The 16,213-nt window shown below is 27.5% G+C and carries 20 protein-coding genes; 4 read left to right on the top strand and 16 right to left on the bottom strand.

Features of this window, described 5'->3' with window-relative positions; all coding sequences use genetic code 11:
- Positions 1-106 precede the first annotated feature (106 nt).
- Entirely contained in the window at positions 107-781 is a 675-nt protein-coding gene (gene deoC / locus BN899_RS00625; protein WP_042271450.1) for a deoxyribose-phosphate aldolase, read from the bottom strand.
- 320 nt (positions 782-1,101) lie between these two features.
- Between deoC and BN899_RS00620 the strand changes: the two genes are divergently transcribed.
- A complete protein-coding gene (locus BN899_RS00620) occupies positions 1,102-1,476 on the top strand; it encodes a winged helix-turn-helix transcriptional regulator (protein WP_147568457.1) in 375 nt (124 codons plus the stop codon).
- A gap of 37 nt (positions 1,477-1,513) precedes the next feature.
- Here the strand turns inward: BN899_RS00620 and pduL are convergent, their stop codons facing one another.
- The 8 genes from pduL to BN899_RS00585 all read right to left on the bottom strand — a co-directional run bounded on the left by pduL (position 1,514) and on the right by BN899_RS00585 (position 8,726).
- The gene (pduL, locus tag BN899_RS00615) at positions 1,514-2,083 is read right to left on the bottom strand and encodes a phosphate propanoyltransferase (RefSeq protein ID WP_042271447.1); all 570 of its coding nucleotides are present in this window, start codon (positions 2,081-2,083) and stop codon (positions 1,514-1,516) included.
- A gap of 209 nt (positions 2,084-2,292) precedes the next feature.
- On the bottom strand, positions 2,293-2,766 hold the full coding sequence (locus tag BN899_RS20260; protein WP_330362399.1) for a 3-phosphoshikimate 1-carboxyvinyltransferase: 474 nt from the start codon (positions 2,764-2,766) through the stop codon (positions 2,293-2,295).
- Between the two features lie 34 nt (positions 2,767-2,800).
- Positions 2,801-3,553 carry a 3-phosphoshikimate 1-carboxyvinyltransferase gene (locus tag BN899_RS20255; protein WP_330362398.1) on the bottom strand — a complete coding sequence of 251 codons (753 nt, stop codon included), beginning with the start codon at positions 3,551-3,553 and terminating at the stop codon, positions 2,801-2,803.
- Positions 3,546-4,655: a 3-dehydroquinate synthase gene (gene aroB, locus BN899_RS00605; RefSeq protein WP_042271444.1), complete on the bottom strand. Its 1,110-nt coding sequence runs from the start codon at positions 4,653-4,655 to the stop codon at positions 3,546-3,548. The genes BN899_RS20255 and aroB overlap by 8 nt, the downstream gene beginning before the upstream one ends.
- The gene (aroC, locus tag BN899_RS00600; RefSeq protein WP_042271441.1) at positions 4,643-5,812 is read right to left on the bottom strand and encodes a chorismate synthase; all 1,170 of its coding nucleotides are present in this window, start codon (positions 5,810-5,812) and stop codon (positions 4,643-4,645) included. The genes aroB and aroC overlap by 13 nt, the downstream gene beginning before the upstream one ends.
- A gap of 29 nt (positions 5,813-5,841) precedes the next feature.
- Complete coding sequence (locus BN899_RS00595) at positions 5,842-6,435, bottom strand: flavodoxin family protein (RefSeq protein WP_242824035.1); 594 nt, start codon at positions 6,433-6,435, stop codon at positions 5,842-5,844.
- Positions 6,436-6,447: 12 nt separating this feature from the next.
- The gene (locus BN899_RS00590; RefSeq protein WP_042271433.1) at positions 6,448-8,214 is read right to left on the bottom strand and encodes a SpoIIE family protein phosphatase; all 1,767 of its coding nucleotides are present in this window, start codon (positions 8,212-8,214) and stop codon (positions 6,448-6,450) included.
- Positions 8,215-8,243: 29 nt separating this feature from the next.
- Complete coding sequence (locus BN899_RS00585) at positions 8,244-8,726, bottom strand: hypothetical protein (protein ID WP_042271430.1); 483 nt, start codon at positions 8,724-8,726, stop codon at positions 8,244-8,246.
- A gap of 138 nt (positions 8,727-8,864) precedes the next feature.
- On the opposite strand from BN899_RS00585, the gene BN899_RS00580 reads away from it, so the two are divergent.
- Complete coding sequence (locus BN899_RS00580) at positions 8,865-9,338, top strand: hypothetical protein (protein ID WP_042271427.1); 474 nt, start codon at positions 8,865-8,867, stop codon at positions 9,336-9,338.
- 69 nt (positions 9,339-9,407) lie between these two features.
- Here BN899_RS00580 and BN899_RS19245 read toward each other — a convergent pair whose 3' ends face one another.
- From BN899_RS19245 to hpt, 6 genes are all read right to left on the bottom strand, one after another.
- Complete coding sequence (locus BN899_RS19245) at positions 9,408-9,578, bottom strand: hypothetical protein (protein WP_147568456.1); 171 nt, start codon at positions 9,576-9,578, stop codon at positions 9,408-9,410.
- Between the two features lie 125 nt (positions 9,579-9,703).
- Complete coding sequence (locus tag BN899_RS00575) at positions 9,704-9,922, bottom strand: alpha/beta-type small acid-soluble spore protein (RefSeq protein WP_042271424.1); 219 nt, start codon at positions 9,920-9,922, stop codon at positions 9,704-9,706.
- A 157-nt stretch (positions 9,923-10,079) separates the two neighbouring features.
- The gene (locus BN899_RS00570) at positions 10,080-11,306 is read right to left on the bottom strand and encodes a BaiN/RdsA family NAD(P)/FAD-dependent oxidoreductase (protein ID WP_042271421.1); all 1,227 of its coding nucleotides are present in this window, start codon (positions 11,304-11,306) and stop codon (positions 10,080-10,082) included.
- Between the two features lie 36 nt (positions 11,307-11,342).
- Positions 11,343-11,729, bottom strand: a complete 387-nt coding sequence (locus BN899_RS19460) for a hypothetical protein (protein WP_242824034.1) — start codon at positions 11,727-11,729, stop codon at positions 11,343-11,345.
- Positions 11,668-12,246 (bottom strand): phosphatase PAP2 family protein, encoded by a 579-nt coding sequence (locus BN899_RS19455; protein WP_242824033.1) that lies wholly within the window; start codon positions 12,244-12,246, stop codon positions 11,668-11,670. The genes BN899_RS19460 and BN899_RS19455 overlap by 62 nt, the downstream gene beginning before the upstream one ends.
- 227 nt (positions 12,247-12,473) lie before the next feature.
- The gene (gene hpt / locus BN899_RS00560) at positions 12,474-12,995 is read right to left on the bottom strand and encodes a hypoxanthine phosphoribosyltransferase (RefSeq protein WP_042271417.1); all 522 of its coding nucleotides are present in this window, start codon (positions 12,993-12,995) and stop codon (positions 12,474-12,476) included.
- A gap of 206 nt (positions 12,996-13,201) precedes the next feature.
- Between hpt and BN899_RS00555 the strand changes: the two genes are divergently transcribed.
- Both BN899_RS00555 and BN899_RS00550 read left to right on the top strand, forming a co-directional pair.
- On the top strand, positions 13,202-13,678 hold the full coding sequence (locus BN899_RS00555) for a hypothetical protein (RefSeq protein ID WP_042271414.1): 477 nt from the start codon (positions 13,202-13,204) through the stop codon (positions 13,676-13,678).
- Between the two features lie 20 nt (positions 13,679-13,698).
- Positions 13,699-14,781: a pyridoxal phosphate-dependent aminotransferase gene (locus BN899_RS00550; protein ID WP_042271412.1), complete on the top strand. Its 1,083-nt coding sequence runs from the start codon at positions 13,699-13,701 to the stop codon at positions 14,779-14,781.
- Positions 14,782-14,909: 128 nt separating this feature from the next.
- On the opposite strand, the gene BN899_RS00545 is transcribed toward BN899_RS00550, so the two are convergent.
- Positions 14,910-16,103 carry a dicarboxylate/amino acid:cation symporter gene (locus BN899_RS00545; RefSeq protein WP_042271410.1) on the bottom strand — a complete coding sequence of 398 codons (1,194 nt, stop codon included), beginning with the start codon at positions 16,101-16,103 and terminating at the stop codon, positions 14,910-14,912.
- Positions 16,104-16,213: the final 110 nt, after the last annotated feature.

Genomic DNA, 16,213 nt, shown 5'->3' with positions numbered 1-16,213 from the left:
TAAATCTTATATTTTAACATTGTTCCTGTTATGTTATCATATATACCCACAAAATCTTAAGCTAAACCAAATTAATTATGTTATTTTACATTTTTCATCAAATTTTTTAATAGTCACTTCCAGATGCACTATCTCCACTTACTATAGCTATAGATGCACTTGCTCCTATTCTACTTGCTCCAGCTTCTATTACAGCTATTGCATCTTTTTCACACCTAACTCCACCAGAAGCTTTAACACCTATGTCTTTACCTACTGTTTCTCTCATAAGCTTTATGTCAGCTGGAGTTGATCCACCTGTTCCAAATCCTGTTGAAGTTTTTACATAATCAGTTCCTGCTTTTACAGATAATTCACATGCTTTTACTTTTTCTTCATCAGTTAAGTAACAAGTTTCTATTATTACTTTTACTAAAGCTTTTTTATCAGCTGCATCTACAACTGCTTTTATATCTTCATAAACTAAATCGTAGTTTTTATCTTTTAAAGCTCCTATGTTTATAACCATATCCACTTCATCTGCACCATTAGCTATTGCATCTTTAGTTTCAAAAGCTTTAACAGCTGAAGTATTCGCTCCTAAAGGGAATCCTATTACTGTACAAACTTTTACGTCACTTCCTTGTAATTCTTTTTTAGCAAGTGCTATTTGAGTTGGGTTTACACATACTGAGAAGAAGTTGTATTCTCTTGCTTCTTTACATATCTTCTTAATTTCTTCAGTTGTTGCTACAGCCTTTAATACTGTATGGTCTATCATATTTGCTATTTTATTATTCATTGTTATGTTCTCCTTTTTTCTACATTAAAGTTTATATTATTCCATAATATGTTATCATATTACCAAAAGTATATAAACTTATTTTTTCCTTGAGAATCTTTAACATTCATAAATTAATTAAGTTTTATATTTTGTTGGTATTTATACTTTTATAATAGTCCTCAAATTTTACTATTACAAGTAGGTACTTTTTTTATATATAGAAACATTTTGTATATATAGTATACAAAAGTATACTGTAATTATTTTTTATGTTATAATGTGATAAAACATTTACATATTTTATATATTATATATATTTTTAAGTGGGGTGCATATTCATGGATAAAGTTTCAACTTATCATCATAAATGTCATATGATTAATCGCTGTGCTAAATATGATACATGTCCGATGATTTTGTTTCATAAGCTAGTTTCTGGTAAATGGAAATTATTAATATTATGGTATTTAAGTAACGGGCGTCTTAGATTCAGTGAAATTAAGAGAAAATTACCTGATGTAACTCAAAGGATGCTGACAAATCAATTAAGAAGTCTTGAAGAAGATGGTTTAGTTCATAGAGAAGTATATCCTGTTGTTCCACCTAAAGTTGAATATAGTTTAACTGAAACTGGAGAAAAAATGATTCCATTACTTGAACAAATGTATAACTACGGAATTGAATATGGAGAGACTTTAATAGAATCAAAATAAAAAAGGTATGTGAAAATCACATACCTTTTATTTATAATTATTCAGCTATTAATTCTACTTCTTCACCATTTCTAACACCAGCAGCGTTTCCTTCTTCAACGTCTACGTGCATTTCTAATGCAAAGTTAGGATTAGCTCTTACTAATACGTTTTCGAATACTACAGCTCTTGGTCCGAAAGTTCTTACTTTTACTATTTGCTTGTCAGCTACACCGAAAGCTTTAGCATCTTCATCACTCATATGTATATGTCTAGATGCTACTATAACACCTTCTGTTAATTCAACTTCTCCAGCTGGTCCTACTAATTTAACTCCAGGAGTTCCTGCTATATCTCCAGATTCTTTTATTGGAGCTTTTACTCCTAAAGCAAATCCATCTGCTAATGATATTTCAACTTGTGTATTAGGTCTAGCTGGTCCTAAAACTCTAACACCTTTTAAAGTTCCTTTTGGCCCTACTAAATCAATTTTTTCGTCACATGCAAATTGACCTGGTTGAGATAATGGCTTAAAGTGAGTTAATTGATGACCTGCTCCAAATAAAGTTTCTACATCTGCTTGAGATAAATGAACATGTCTATTTGATAATGCTATTGGTAATTTCATAATAAATTCCTCCTGTTTATTTGTTAATTTCTTAATTATTGTATACACTATACAATTATACATAAAAGTTCTCACTAAATCAAATTATTTTCTACACTTTTATATATTAAAAATCATTTCTTTATAAAATATTTCTATTGTATTAAAGGAAATCCTTTTATACTATTTTGTTAATTAATATTTAATTTTATTCTTTATATTATTTATTTTTACTTACATAAATTTTTTAATAGATTAAAATATCCAGGAAATGATATATCCATACATTCTTTATTATCTAATTTAACTTCTCCATCAGATATTAAATTTGCAATAGAAAATGCCATGGCTATTCTATGGTCCTTAAATGTTTCTATTTCTGCTCCTTTTAAAGAGCACTTTCCTTTTATAATCATACCATCTTCTAATTCTTCTATATCGCAACCCATTTTCTTTAAGTTATCTACTGTTGCCTTTATTCTATTACTTTCTTTTACTTTTAATTCTTTTGCATCTTTTATTATTGTACTTCCCTCAGCTTGACTTGCAAGTACTGCTATTACTGGGATTTCATCTATTAATCTTGGTATTATATTTTTATCTATTGTAGTTGACTGTAGTTCATCACTATATTTTACTAATAAGTCTCCAACAACTTCTCCACCTACTAATCTTTTGCTTAATATTTCTATATTACCATTCATAGCTTTTACTACATCGATTATCCCTGTTCTAGTTTCATTTAGTCCAACATTTTTTTATTAATACCTCTGAACCCTTGCTTATTAATGCTCCAACTATTATAAATGCAGCTGATGATATATCTCCTGGGACATTTATATCTTGGCTATAAAGTTCATCAACCGGATTAATATTTATTTTTAAGTCATCTACATCTATATTTGCACCAAATGATTTAAGCATTATTTCACTATGGTTTCTACTTCTTGCTTTTTCATGTATAGTACTTTGTCCATTTGCATAAAGACTTGCAAGTATTATAGCTGATTTTACTTGCGCTGATGCAACTGGCATTTTATAGTCTATAGCATTTAAATTTCCACCATATATTTTTATAGGAGTTAAATTTCCATCGTCTTTTCCTTCTATTTTACATCCCATAATTTTAAGTGGGTCTGTTACTCTTTTCATAGGTCTTTTTCCTATAGATTCATCACCTATTAAAGTTGCGTCAAATTCATTACCTGCAAGTATACCCATTATAAGTCTTATTGTAGTTCCTGAATTTCCTACATCTAGTATATCCGTTGGCTTTTTAAGTCCATAAAGCCCGTTTCCTTTTACTATTACATCTTTTCCTTCAAAGTTTATATCTACTCCCATTTTTCTAAAACAATCTATTGTGCTTAAGCAATCTTGTCCCATTAAAAAGTTACTTATTCTATTGTGTCCTTTTGATATTGAAGAAAACATTATAGCTCTATGAGATATAGACTTATCCCCTATAAGTTCAAAACTTCCTTTAAGCATTATGGCACTCCTTTATTATTTCAAGTATTTTATCTTCTTCTATGCTATCTATTATTTCTACTTTTCCTAAATCTGTTGGTAAAACTAAATTTATTTTACCAAAGCTATTTTTTTTATCACTTTTCATTATATTTAATATTTCTTTTTCTATATTATTTTGTAAATCACTATTTTCTTCTATTTCAAAAATTAAAGGTAAGTTATACTCATTGCATGCTTTTATAAATAAATTATAATAATCATTTGATATAATATTTTCTTTTAATGATAATTTAAAAGCCATATTCATGCCTATACTTACTGCATATCCATGACTAATTTTACAAAGCTTCTCTACTCCATGACCGAATGTATGTCCAAAGTTTAATATTTTTCTAAGTCCACCTTCTTTTTCATCAATTCCTACTACATCTACTTTTATACTTGCGCATTTTTTAATTATATAATATAAGTACTCGCTTTCTCTATTTAGTATTGATTTACTATTTTTTATCAAATAATCTAAAAATTTATAATCATAAATTATTGCATACTTTATAACCTCAGCCATTCCACTTATAAATTCTTCTTCATCTAAGGTTTTTAAAGCATCTACATTTATGTATGTAAATTTAGGTTGATAAAAACTTCCTATTATATTTTTAAAATTCCCTAAATTTATTCCTGTTTTTCCCCCAATTGATGAATCAACTTGTGCAAGTAAGCTAGTTGGAACTTGAATTAAATCTATACCTCTCATGTAAGTAGATGCAACATATCCACCTAAATCTCCAACTACTCCTCCACCTAAAGCTATTATAACTGACTTTCTCGATAAGTTTATTCTTACACAGTATCTCATTATCTCTTCATACATTGATAATGACTTTGAATCTTCACCTGCTGGGATTATATATTCATATATTGACTTAGCATTTATATTATTTATTAATTTGTCTAATTGATGATTATATACGTTTTGGTCAGTTATTATTAATACGTTATCGTATATATCATTAATATTACACTTAGGTTTTTCATTAAAATAACATACTACTTCATTAAAATACTTATAACTATTATCTATTGCCACACTACAAACAGAATTTGTTATCTTTTCCATCCTCTATCACCTAGCCTTTTTATATATGAGTTATAATTTGATTTTAAATCTTCTAAGTTATCTCCACCTATTTTATCTAAAAAGTATTTACAAATAACAAAAGCTACAACATTTTCACAAACAACACTACATGCAGGAACTGCACAATTATCAGACCTTTCTGTACTTGCCTTATAGCTTTCAAGTGAATTTATATCTATTGAATCAAGTGGTTTATATAATGTTGGAATAGGCTTCATAGCGCATCTTATTACTACTTCTTCTCCAGTTGTCATTCCGCCTTCTATTCCACCTAACCTATTTGTTTTTCTTTTTATACCTTCTTCTTTATTATAATATATTTCATCCATTACATTTGAACCAGATGAATTTGCCACGTCAAATCCAATACCTATCTCAACGCCTTTAATCGCTTGTATACTCATTAAATGCATAGCTAGTTCTCCATCAATTTTTTTATCAAATTGAGTATATGAACCTAAACCTGGTATTAAGTTTTTAACTCTTATTTCTATAACTCCACCTAAAGTATCACCTTCTGATTTAACTTTAGTTATTTCATCTATCATTTTTAATTCTATATTATTATTTACACATCTTACTTCACTATTATCTACATTATTTTTTATATAATCAAAATCATATATGTTATTATCTTTAGCACTTCCTATTTGAACAACGTGAGATGTGAAATCTATGTCAAAGTTTTTAAGTATTTGCTTACATATAGCACCAACTGAAACTTTACTAGCAGTTTCTCTAGCACTAGATCTTTCAAGTACATTTCTTGCATCATCAAAGTCATACTTTAAACATCCAGTTAAATCTGCATGTCCTGGCCTAACATTACTTACTTTTCTACTTTCAAAATCTACATCATCCATTGGATTCATAAATTTTATCCAATTTTCATAATCATTATTTTTTACTTCTATAGATATAGGGCCGCCTAAAGTTTTTTTACCTCTAACCCCACCTAATATATTTATTTTATCTTTTTCTATCTTCATTCTACCACCGCGGCCATATCCACCTTGTCTTTTTTCTAGCTCACGGTTTATTTCATCTATGTTTAACTCAATGTTTGATGGAACTCCATCTAATATTGAAATTAAACTTTGTCCATGTGATTCTCCACTAGTTAAGTATCTAAGCATAGTTCCTCCTAATATCTAAAAGAGCCTGATTAATCAAGCTCTCTTATGTCTTTTATATATTTACTTATATTTTCATCTAATTTTGTTTTAAATTCATTATTTTCTTTATATCCTAATTTATCTGTATCATTTAAATAAAGCTTATATAATAACTGATTGTTTACACTTTTAAAGAAAAAGTCCATTACTATTTGTCCACCTAAGAACTGACTTTCATAAGGCTTACTTCCACCTACTGCTATATACATTCCTATACGTTTTTTACTTCTATCTATCATAGAATTATTTAGTATATATTTACTTGCATATATAGCTTGAGTTCTATCTACTACTGTTTTTAATTTCGCTGATACGCTATCAAAATGTACTGGACTTATAACTATAACTCCTTTTGCTTTGTCAAACATAGGATACATTGGTGTCATATCGTCTTTAAATTTACAATATCCTTTTTTATCACAAAAACCACATGCTGTACAATATTCAATATTCATATCATATATATTAAATATTTTATAGCTTATATTGTTTTTCTCTAATTCTTTACTTATTCTATCTGCTATTGAAAAGCAGTTACTATTTTTTCTTGGACTTGCATTTATTAGAAGTATCTCACTATCCATAGGCATATCCCCCTATTTATCTTTTAACATTACTATTAGTATATCATCATCATAATGGTCTTTATCCGAGAACTCTTTTAGCTCTTTTTTTAGTTTTTCTACTATAACATCTTTACTATATTTAAAATTATTTTCCATAAACTTTTCAAGTCTAAATATAGAGTATTCTTCTTTTGATGAATTATTTATTTCTAATACCCCATCTGTATACATACAAACCATTGGATAGTTATCTATGTTTATAGTATTATCTTCATATTGTGCATCATCCATTATTCCAATTGGTATTCCCTTTTGGCACTTTATACCTCTATCTATTGTTCCATCATTTTTTACAAAGATCGGACTGTAATGTCCCGCATTTGATACAGTTATTGTATTTTCTTTTGTATTTAATAAAGTTATTAAGCAAGTTGTAAATACTCCCATTTTATCAAATTCGTCATATAGCATTTTATTTAAATTTGTCATTACATCTGATGCTTTTTTATATTGATTGCATAATACTTTAAATGCACCCTTTATCATGGCTACAACGTAATTTGATACCATACCATGTCCCATAACATCTGCTACTATATAAAATATATTATGTTCGTCAACTCTCATTGCATAGTAGAAATCTCCTCCTACTACTCTCGCTGGACTGTGATAAAAATTTAATTCTTTTTCATCTGTAACATCCATTTTACTTTTATCCATTATAAGTTTTTGCTGCTTATTTAATAAGTTTAACTCATTAGCAAGTACCTTATGCTTAACTTCTTCTATATTGTATTCATAAAGTTGAACACCTACTGATATTTGCTTTGCTAGTACACCTAATATATTTAAATCATCATCAGTATAGTTTTGGCTGTTTGCACAAACTATACATCCTATAATATTGTCTTTATTTTTCAATTTAGCAAATATATAGCTTTTGATTTTAGAATCATTTTCAGATTTTATATCATTTTTATAATATCCCATAGAGTCTTGTGATAATATTTCATCAATTATTGGGTATGTGTTTGTTTCATTTTTACCTTCTGTACTATAGTAATTACATACTTTATGTTTAAATTCTTTTTCATTTATAACTATTAAAGCTTCTTTACTATTAGTTATATTACATGCTTGTTTACTTAAATGTTCTAAGAATCCATTTATATTATTGTTAAGATAAAGCTTTTTTGTTGCTTCATTTATAGATGCAATTGCACCTCTTAACTTATGAACTAATAATAATGTAGAATTATTTTTAGTCGTTATTTCTATTGATAGTGCTATTAAAGATGCAACTGATGATATAAAATCCACATCAGCTTCAGTTATATGATCTTCTTCAGTTAAAAAGCATGTCATAAATCCTACAACTGCCTTATTTATTATGAAAGGAAAAACTATTCGACCTGTATAGCCTTCAGATTTTGCTAAGTCTCTTTCATTTATAGCCCTATCATCTTCAAATATATTTTTTATATATATGATTTTCTTTTCTTTAACCGATTCTTGTACATATGCAGGATATTCAGAAAAGTCTATCCTTACCCCTCTTGGGCTATTAACAGGAAAAACCTGTGGTATATATTCTAAAGTTTCAGAACACACTAAATAGGCATGTTGATAATTATTTTTATAAAATAAATTAACACATGCCTTTGTTGGGTGAACAACTTCAAGCATTTTTTCTATTATTTTATCTTTTATAGCAAAAAAATCTGAGGATTCCGTTACCATGGCTGAAATTTCTACTATATTTTTCATTTTAGAATAATCATTATTAGTATTACTCATGTTAGCGCCTCCCCCCCTAATTTATTGGTCTATTTAATATTACTATATATGTCTTTTATAGTAAATATAAAAACAACTATAAAACTAATGACCACAGACCAATTAAAACTAGTTAAAAGCCCAATTACTAAAAGCGTTATTAATATATTGATTTGAGATTTACTTCTTTCTGTAACTACATTTACTTTTGGTAGTTCTATACTATTTATATTATTTTTTAGTGTATCTATACTCATTTTTACTTGTTGTTCAAGCATCTTTTTGTAAACAATATAAGCAACTTCCACTAAAAATGTACCTATACCAAATATAATATTTATATTAAATGCTAATATAAGAATTATTGAGCCCATTATAAATTTTAGGCACTTTAAAAACATGCTATCTATTTTCAAACTTATATTTTTGATTTCTTTATACTCATCTCTTATTTTATAATCACTAGATGACATCCCCTTCATTTTAGTCTTTACAACTTCTGAATAAAATAGCTTTATTATGCCATTTATCATATTTTATCACTCCTTTTACATATATTTGTAATTTTTACAATTATAATATTTTTTATACTTGTCAATAATAAAAATATCAAATCTTTTAAACCAAAGTTTATCAAATTATCTTGATGTTTAAATAAAAGGAGTGTTTTTATGCAAATCGAGCAGCTTGACCTAGAAACTCGTAGTAAAGTTTATAGCTACACAAAGAAAGTACTTAGAAAGTACCAAAAAGGAATTATAACTGGTAAATTAACCGCAGATAAGTTTGCAGATAATATTTTATCTAATGGTGATATAAGTAGTATATTAGACCAAGAAACTTTAGATGGGCAAGATTTTAAAGAATCTTACATTAGTTATATAGAAACTTTAATTAACATTCAAAACGAAAATTTACATAACAGCAAAAAAAAGAAACATAAAGCCGTACCAGAAAAGCCCCCTATAAGTCAAAAGATCAAATTAAAAAATCTATTATCTTCCACAGGATATAATTTATCGATTCCCTATGAATACCTTAGCGCCATAGATGTTGAAAATATAATAAAATATATAAGTACTGGATTTATAGATTTAGGAAATGAAAGAATTTATAATTATGTTAATAAAGATATTAAAAGCTAATAAAATAAAAGGAAGTCAATTTGACTTCCTTTTATTTTATATCAATTTAATAATTTTTATTAGAACTTATTATCCTAATGCTTTTTCTAATTTCGATAAGTGTTGTATTGGATAATATTTTAATAACTCTCTAAATTGAGGTACTGTTAATCCTTCTGTTGTAGTATATATACGTATTTTTTCATCTAAATCAGCATTTATAAATTTAGTTTTTACTTCTTCAAAATTTACTGTTGACATATGTAAACCTCCCTATAATCTATTTATTTTGTATTATGTCCAACATAATGTTTTTTATCCATTTCTATATAAAAATAGCTCTATAGTTTATAAACCATAGAGCTATTTTTTTATTTAATTTTTAATTATTGTTGTTGTTTTCCTGCCATTTGTTGTTCAGCCATTTCAACTAATTTTTTAGTCATGTATCCACCTACATAACCATTCTCTCTAGCTGTAAGGTTTCCTTTATCAACTTGTTGATAGTTAGACATACCTAATTCATTAGCTATTTCTAATTTCATTTGATTTAAAGCTTGTTTAGCTCCTGGTACTACTGTTTTGTTGTTATTATTGCTTGCCATGTTGATTACCTTCTTTCATTTAATTTTGTTTCTTGATAGTATTATGTGAAATTATCATTTTTTCATTCAGGTAATTTTTGACAATAATATTTTTGATACTAGGAATTTATAATTTAAGCAACAAACGCAGTCGTTAGTGACATGAGCTAAGCGAATTTTAACAATAGTATCCTGCTAAATATCCTGTTGAAAATGCAATTTGAAGATTAAATCCTCCTGTATATGCATCTACATCTATAACTTCACCTGCAAAGTATAAACCTTCTACTAATTTAGATTCCATAGTACTTGAGTTTATTTCATTTACCTTAACTCCACCTGAAGTTATTATAGCTTCTTCTATAGGTCTATATCTTTTTACTGTAAAAGTAAAGTTCTTTAATAGTTTAACCAAATTCTTTCTTTGTTCTCTAGATATTTGATGAACTACCATATCTTTATCTATTTCACTTAAATCAATTATTATTGGTATTAATTTTTTTGGTAGTAAATCATCTAATGCTTTCTCGAATTTTTTATTTGTATATTTTTGAAAATCCTTTTGAATTCTTTTATCTAATTTTTCTTCATCTAATGCTGGCTTTAAATCTATTACGATTTTATAGTTTTCTTTAGTTGTATCTTTCATTCTACAACTAGCCGACTTTATTACTGGACCATCTAGTCCAACTTTTGTAAATTCAAGTTCTCCAAAATCATCATATACTTTTTTATTTTTACTATTATAAACTGTAATAGCTATATTTCTTAATGATAATTTTTCAAGTTCTGATACAAATTTTTCTTGAACTTCTATTCCTATTAGTGACGGCTTAGTATCTACTATAGTATGTCCAAGAGATTTAGCAAATTTATATCCATCTCCAGTTGAACCTGTTAGTGGATAGCTAAGTCCTCCTGTTGCAACTATAACAGCATCACATTTTATTTCACTCTTATCTTTAAGTATTACTTTTTCTATTTTATTATTTTTAGCTATTACTTTATCTACACTTGCATTCAACACTAAATTTACTTTTTTATTTTTTACTTGTTTTTCAAGAGCATTTGCAATATCGTGTGCTTTATCACTTTCTGGAAAAACTCTTTTTCCTCTTTCAGTTTTCGTTTTAACTCCTAGGCTATTAAACATCTGAATTACATCATCATTTGTAAATGTATAAAATGCACTATATAAAAATTTACCATTTGTAGGTACATTTTCTATTAATTCTTCTATATCACAGTCGCTAGTTATATTACATCTACCTTTTCCTGTTATAAGTATTTTTCTACCAACTCTATGATTTTTTTCAAGAAGTGTAACATCTAATCCTCTATCAGCTGCAACTGATGCTGCAACCATACCTGCAGCTCCTGCTCCTATTACTACTACTTTTTTCAAATTTCCACCTCATATTTACGTATTTATATGTTAATTCTAATTTAGATTAAGCATTTTAAATATAGCTGGAACTCCAGCAACTGCATAAAATACAACTATAGTATATCTTATATAATCAAATATATAACTACTTGGCATTATGTACTTTAATCCTACATAAGCTAAAGCTAGCGTTAATATACCTATAATAAATCTATATGAATTTATAATTATTCTACTTTTATTTTTTCTTGTTTTTTTAGATTTTGAACTGAAATCTATTCTTTTATTACTCTGTCCAGTTTCAAATTGTATAAACTTATCCTCTACTATGTATCCAAGTACAAATCCTGTAAGTAGACCAAGTATTTTTATATATTCTTCACTGTTTACTAAAAATATTGCTACTACAAATGGTATTAATACTAAAAAAAAGCACTCCATATGCTTTATTATTATCTACATAATCAAATACTTTACCAAGGAAAATAGTAAATATTATCCCAAATATCCATCCACAAAGTACATCTATTGGCCAATGTACTGCTAAATATAATCTAGATATTCCTATACCTAATATCATTATTGTACCTAATATATAAACCCAACAGTTTTTGAATATAGTCATTATACTTACCCAAAATGTTGTTGCACTTTGAGTATGTCCACTTGGGAAAGAGTATCCTGTCGCAGTTGATGTACGCATAGAATCTATCCCTTTTACACCTATTGGTCTTGGAGCTTTTACAAATTCTTTTATCCCAGTATTTAAAGTTATATTTCCAACTAAAGCAAATAGTATTTTTTGGCCATATTTTTTATTTATACACCAATACATTGCCGCCGTAAATAATACTAGTACCGGCAATTCTGTGCTTATTGTAAATATTAAAAACACTACATTTAAAATTGGATTTCTTATACTTTGAAAAAACTGCAATATACTTAATTGAATATCCATAGCATTATCCTCCTGTTTAATTCTCTCTTATGCAATTATACCTAAGTTTTCACTATAAATATACACCTTTATCCAATAAAAAATTCGCTTTGCTCATATCGCCAACGATATAACACTCATATTCATTCGGTTAAATCCGTTGCTCAAATTTATATATATATAAAACAAGCACTAATCTAAATAGATTAGTGCTTATATAAAAATTAACTTTTAGAAATTTAATGTTTCTACTCTCCTACTACCCCTATATATGGTAGATTTCTGTACCTTTCAGCCCAGTCAATTCCATATCCTACTATAAATTTATCTTCTATAACAAATCCTACGTAGTCTACTGGAATATCAGCCGTTCTTCTTTGAGGCTTATCTAATAATGTGCATATCTTTAATGATTTTGGATTTCTAGTTTGAAGTGCTGCAACTAAATTGCTTAAAGTTAAACCAGAATCTATTATATCTTCCACGATTAATACGTTTTTTCCTTCTATATCAACGTCTAAATCTTTCAAAATTTTTACAGTCCCTGAACTTTCAGTTGAATTACCATAACTTGAAACACTCATAAAATCTATATTTACATCTAAGTTTATTTTTCTTATTAAATCAGATACAAATACACTTGCACCTTTAAGTATTCCTACTACTAATAAAGATTGACCTTCAAAATCTTTTTCTATTTGTTTAGCTAACTCGCTCACCTTTTGAGCTAATTGTTCTTCAGATATCATTACTTCTGTAACTTTTAACATAGTAATCCTCCTATTTTCCGTATGTTATGACATAACAATTATATCATACTTTACACATAATTAGAATATTTTTTTATTTTTACTTGTTATAATTCGTATATATATAAATTTATTTCTAAATGCTTATTTATTTCTACGATATATATTATAATTATATATATTACAACTATATATACTGAATTTATAAAAATAGGAGTGTATTTTTTATGTTTTTGACACAAAATGATTTGAAATTACTTTTACATTCAATTGAAAATAAGACTGCAACTATGGATGAAAATATAGACAATTGGAGTTTTATATATAACGAACTTCTTTCAAAATTGGATGAATATAGTAAAAAAGAAGCTAAAGAGTATAATTTAAATGATTTAAAATGTGGCTGTGTAGAAGCTAGCAAATTATATTTTCATTTAAAAGATAGAGATTTCTTTACTAATATGTTTCTTAATCTGAAAAATGAGGAAATCAAAGATTTATTTTGGAAGGTTTTAACTGATTCAGAAAGTAACTTATGCAATTATCATACTATATTATTAGATCATTCTAACTCTAACTTAGGAAATGTATTAAATACTATGTCTTGTAAGGGTGTTGAGTTTTATTATAAAACTTTCGATGAATTAGTCTTTACTTCAAGTGATTTTGAAGAAGTATATGAAAGCTATAATTTAGATATATAATTACTTTGGGAGGTGCTTTTATGCAAAATGTAAATCATGGAGCAAACTTATATGACTTATCAAAACAATACGGCTTTTCAAAAGATGAATTTATGGACTTTAGCTCTAATATAAATCCATTTGGTTCATCAAAGGCTGCTAAGGATTATGTTATAAAAAATATTGATATGGTATCTATGTATCCAGATCCAAGCTATTTAAGCTTAAAATCGTCTATATCAAGTTATTGTAAATGTTTAAAAGACAATATTGTCCTTGGTAGTGGCGCAACAGAATTAATATCTGCTTTTATAAAAACTATAAACCCTAAAAAATCTTTATTAATTGTACCTGTTTATTCTGAGTATGAAAAGGAACTAAAAAAGATTAATTGTGATATAACAAAGTATTTTTCAAAATCAGAAAATGATTTTAAAATAGATATAAATAATCTCATAGAAACTATTAATAAAGATAGCTACGATTTAGTGGTTATATGTAACCCTAATAACCCTACTGGCTTTACTTTTTCTACAGATGAAATAAAAACGATTTCAAAATCTATTAATAGCTTTGTTATGATAGATGAAACTTATATAGAGTTTACGAATACAGATACATATTCTTCTACATCATTAGTAGATACATGCAATAATATATTTGTTATAAGAGGAACTTCAAAGTTTTTCTCAACTCCTGGAATTAGACTGGGATATGGTCTTATATCTAATGAGAAGGTTAAAGAAGGTATAAATTCTAACTTAGACCTATGGAATATAAATATATTTGCATCTATGATGGGTGAAATCATGTTTACTGATAATGAATTTATATCTAATACAATTAATTTAATGACTGATGAAAGAAATTATTTAATAGATAAACTTAGTTCTATAAGCCAACTAGAAGTTTATAAAACTCAAGGTAACTTTATTTTATGTAAAATAAAATCAAAAGCATTAACAGCTAAGGAACTTCGAGAAAAATTAATTCCTCAAAAAATTATTATTAGAGATTGTTCATCTTTTGATGGATTAGATGAGTTTTTCTTTAGAGTTTGTATTTTAAAACCTGACCAAAATAGATTACTTATAGACTGTTTAAATAAAGAATTTAAAATATAGTTATCTATAAAATAAACTATCTCAAATAAGAGGTAGTTTATTTTTATATTTAGTTTTATAAAACATAAAATGGGTATCTAATTAATTATTAATTAGATACCCATTTACTATATTTAGCCTAATTTAAATTAAGCAGTTTTCTTAACTGATTTTGTGTTTATATGATCTACTACTACAGCTATTGCATTATCTCCTGATACGTTTGCAGCTGTTCCGAAACTATCTTGAGTTAAGTATAGTGCTATCATTAAACTTGCAAGTCCACCATCTGATGGTATACCTATCATTGGTAAGAATGGAAGTGCACTCATTATTGCTCCACCTGGTGCTCCTGGTGCTGCAACCATTGCTATTCCTAACATTAATATGAAAGGTAACATAGTTGATAAACTATGGTCCATACCATTCATCATTAATACTGCAACAGCAAATGATGTAACTGATATTATACTTCCTGATAAGTGAATTGTTGCACATAAAGGTACGCAGAACTCTCTTATCTCTTTGCTAACTCCATTTTTCTCAGCACATTCTACATTTACTGGTATAGTAGCTGCTGAAGATTGAGTTCCTACAGCTGTTAAGTAACCTGGTATTTGGTTCTTTAACATTTTGAAAGGATTCTTCCCTGATACAGCACCTGCTGCTGAGAATTGTAAAACTAGGTATATTAAGTGTAGAGGTATTACTACTAAGTAAACCTTCCAGAATACTCCTAATATAGCCCAAACTTGTCCTGCATAAGTTATATTAGCAAATGTTCCTGCTATATATAATGGTAATAATGGTATTATTATTGTTGATAATGTCTTTGTTACTATTTCTTGGAATTCTTGAGACATTCTATATAATGTTTCACCTTTTCCATTGTTTCTTAAAGCTGATATTCCAAGACCTAACATGAATGCAAATACTATTGCTGCTGTTACGTCAACCATTGGTGCTAATGGTATAGTAAATATTGGAGCTAACATTCCAGCTTCTGGATCCCCTATTTGTGATGCAACACTTGCATCTATGAAAGATGGGAATATGAATGATGCCACTGTTAAAGCTAAAAGACCAGCAACTACTGTTGATCCGTAAGCTATTCCTGTAGTTATACCTAATAATTTTCCTGCCCCTGTTGCTAAATCAGCTATACCTGCAGTTACGAATCCAATGATTATAAATGGTATTACGAACTTTAGGAATGCTGAGAATAAAGTACTAGCTGTTACTAATATTTGCACTAATATTTCTGGTGCATAAGAACCGATTAATATACCGGCTATGATACCCATGATTAATTTAGGAACTAATCCTATTTTCTTTTTCTTCATGATATTACTCCTCTCAAGTTATTTTTGTTAACTTTTCCCATCTTTATAATAATCTCTTCTACAGAAAAAGTAACGTTTTCCTTAATATTTTAAGTTTATTTGCTTTTTAA

The organism is Faecalimicrobium dakarense (assembly GCF_000499525.1).
Lineage (GTDB): Bacteria > Bacillota > Clostridia > Peptostreptococcales > Peptostreptococcaceae > Faecalimicrobium > Faecalimicrobium dakarense.
The sequence above is the reverse complement of the archived record's forward strand: the minus strand, read 5'-3'. Positions and strand labels throughout refer to the sequence as shown.

Excerpts from the sequence above, each read along its gene's own strand:
- deoC (WP_042271450.1), bottom strand. The coding sequence starts at position 781 with ATGAATAATAAAATAGCAAATATGATAGACCATACAGTATTAAAGGCT.
- BN899_RS00620 (WP_147568457.1), top strand. The coding sequence starts at position 1,102 with ATGGATAAAGTTTCAACTTATCATCATAAATGTCATATGATTAATCGC.
- pduL (WP_042271447.1), bottom strand. The coding sequence starts at position 2,083 with ATGAAATTACCAATAGCATTATCAAATAGACATGTTCATTTATCTCAA.
- BN899_RS20260 (WP_330362399.1), bottom strand. The coding sequence starts at position 2,766 with ATGAATGGTAATATAGAAATATTAAGCAAAAGATTAGTAGGTGGAGAA.
- BN899_RS20255 (WP_330362398.1), bottom strand. The coding sequence starts at position 3,553 with ATGCTTAAAGGAAGTTTTGAACTTATAGGGGATAAGTCTATATCTCAT.
- aroB (WP_042271444.1), bottom strand. The coding sequence starts at position 4,655 with ATGGAAAAGATAACAAATTCTGTTTGTAGTGTGGCAATAGATAATAGT.
- aroC (WP_042271441.1), bottom strand. The coding sequence starts at position 5,812 with ATGCTTAGATACTTAACTAGTGGAGAATCACATGGACAAAGTTTAATT.
- BN899_RS00595 (WP_242824035.1), bottom strand. The coding sequence starts at position 6,435 with ATGGATAGTGAGATACTTCTAATAAATGCAAGTCCAAGAAAAAATAGT.
- BN899_RS00590 (WP_042271433.1), bottom strand. The coding sequence starts at position 8,214 with ATGAGTAATACTAATAATGATTATTCTAAAATGAAAAATATAGTAGAA.
- BN899_RS00585 (WP_042271430.1), bottom strand. The coding sequence starts at position 8,726 with ATGATAAATGGCATAATAAAGCTATTTTATTCAGAAGTTGTAAAGACT.
- BN899_RS00580 (WP_042271427.1), top strand. The coding sequence starts at position 8,865 with ATGCAAATCGAGCAGCTTGACCTAGAAACTCGTAGTAAAGTTTATAGC.
- BN899_RS19245 (WP_147568456.1), bottom strand. The coding sequence starts at position 9,578 with ATGTCAACAGTAAATTTTGAAGAAGTAAAAACTAAATTTATAAATGCT.
- BN899_RS00575 (WP_042271424.1), bottom strand. The coding sequence starts at position 9,922 with ATGGCAAGCAATAATAACAACAAAACAGTAGTACCAGGAGCTAAACAA.
- BN899_RS19460 (WP_242824034.1), bottom strand. The coding sequence starts at position 11,729 with ATGGAGTGCTTTTTTTTAGTATTAATACCATTTGTAGTAGCAATATTT.
- BN899_RS19455 (WP_242824033.1), bottom strand. The coding sequence starts at position 12,246 with ATGGATATTCAATTAAGTATATTGCAGTTTTTTCAAAGTATAAGAAAT.
- hpt (WP_042271417.1), bottom strand. The coding sequence starts at position 12,995 with ATGTTAAAAGTTACAGAAGTAATGATATCTGAAGAACAATTAGCTCAA.
- BN899_RS00555 (WP_042271414.1), top strand. The coding sequence starts at position 13,202 with ATGTTTTTGACACAAAATGATTTGAAATTACTTTTACATTCAATTGAA.
- BN899_RS00550 (WP_042271412.1), top strand. The coding sequence starts at position 13,699 with ATGCAAAATGTAAATCATGGAGCAAACTTATATGACTTATCAAAACAA.
- BN899_RS00545 (WP_042271410.1), bottom strand. The coding sequence starts at position 16,103 with ATGAAGAAAAAGAAAATAGGATTAGTTCCTAAATTAATCATGGGTATC.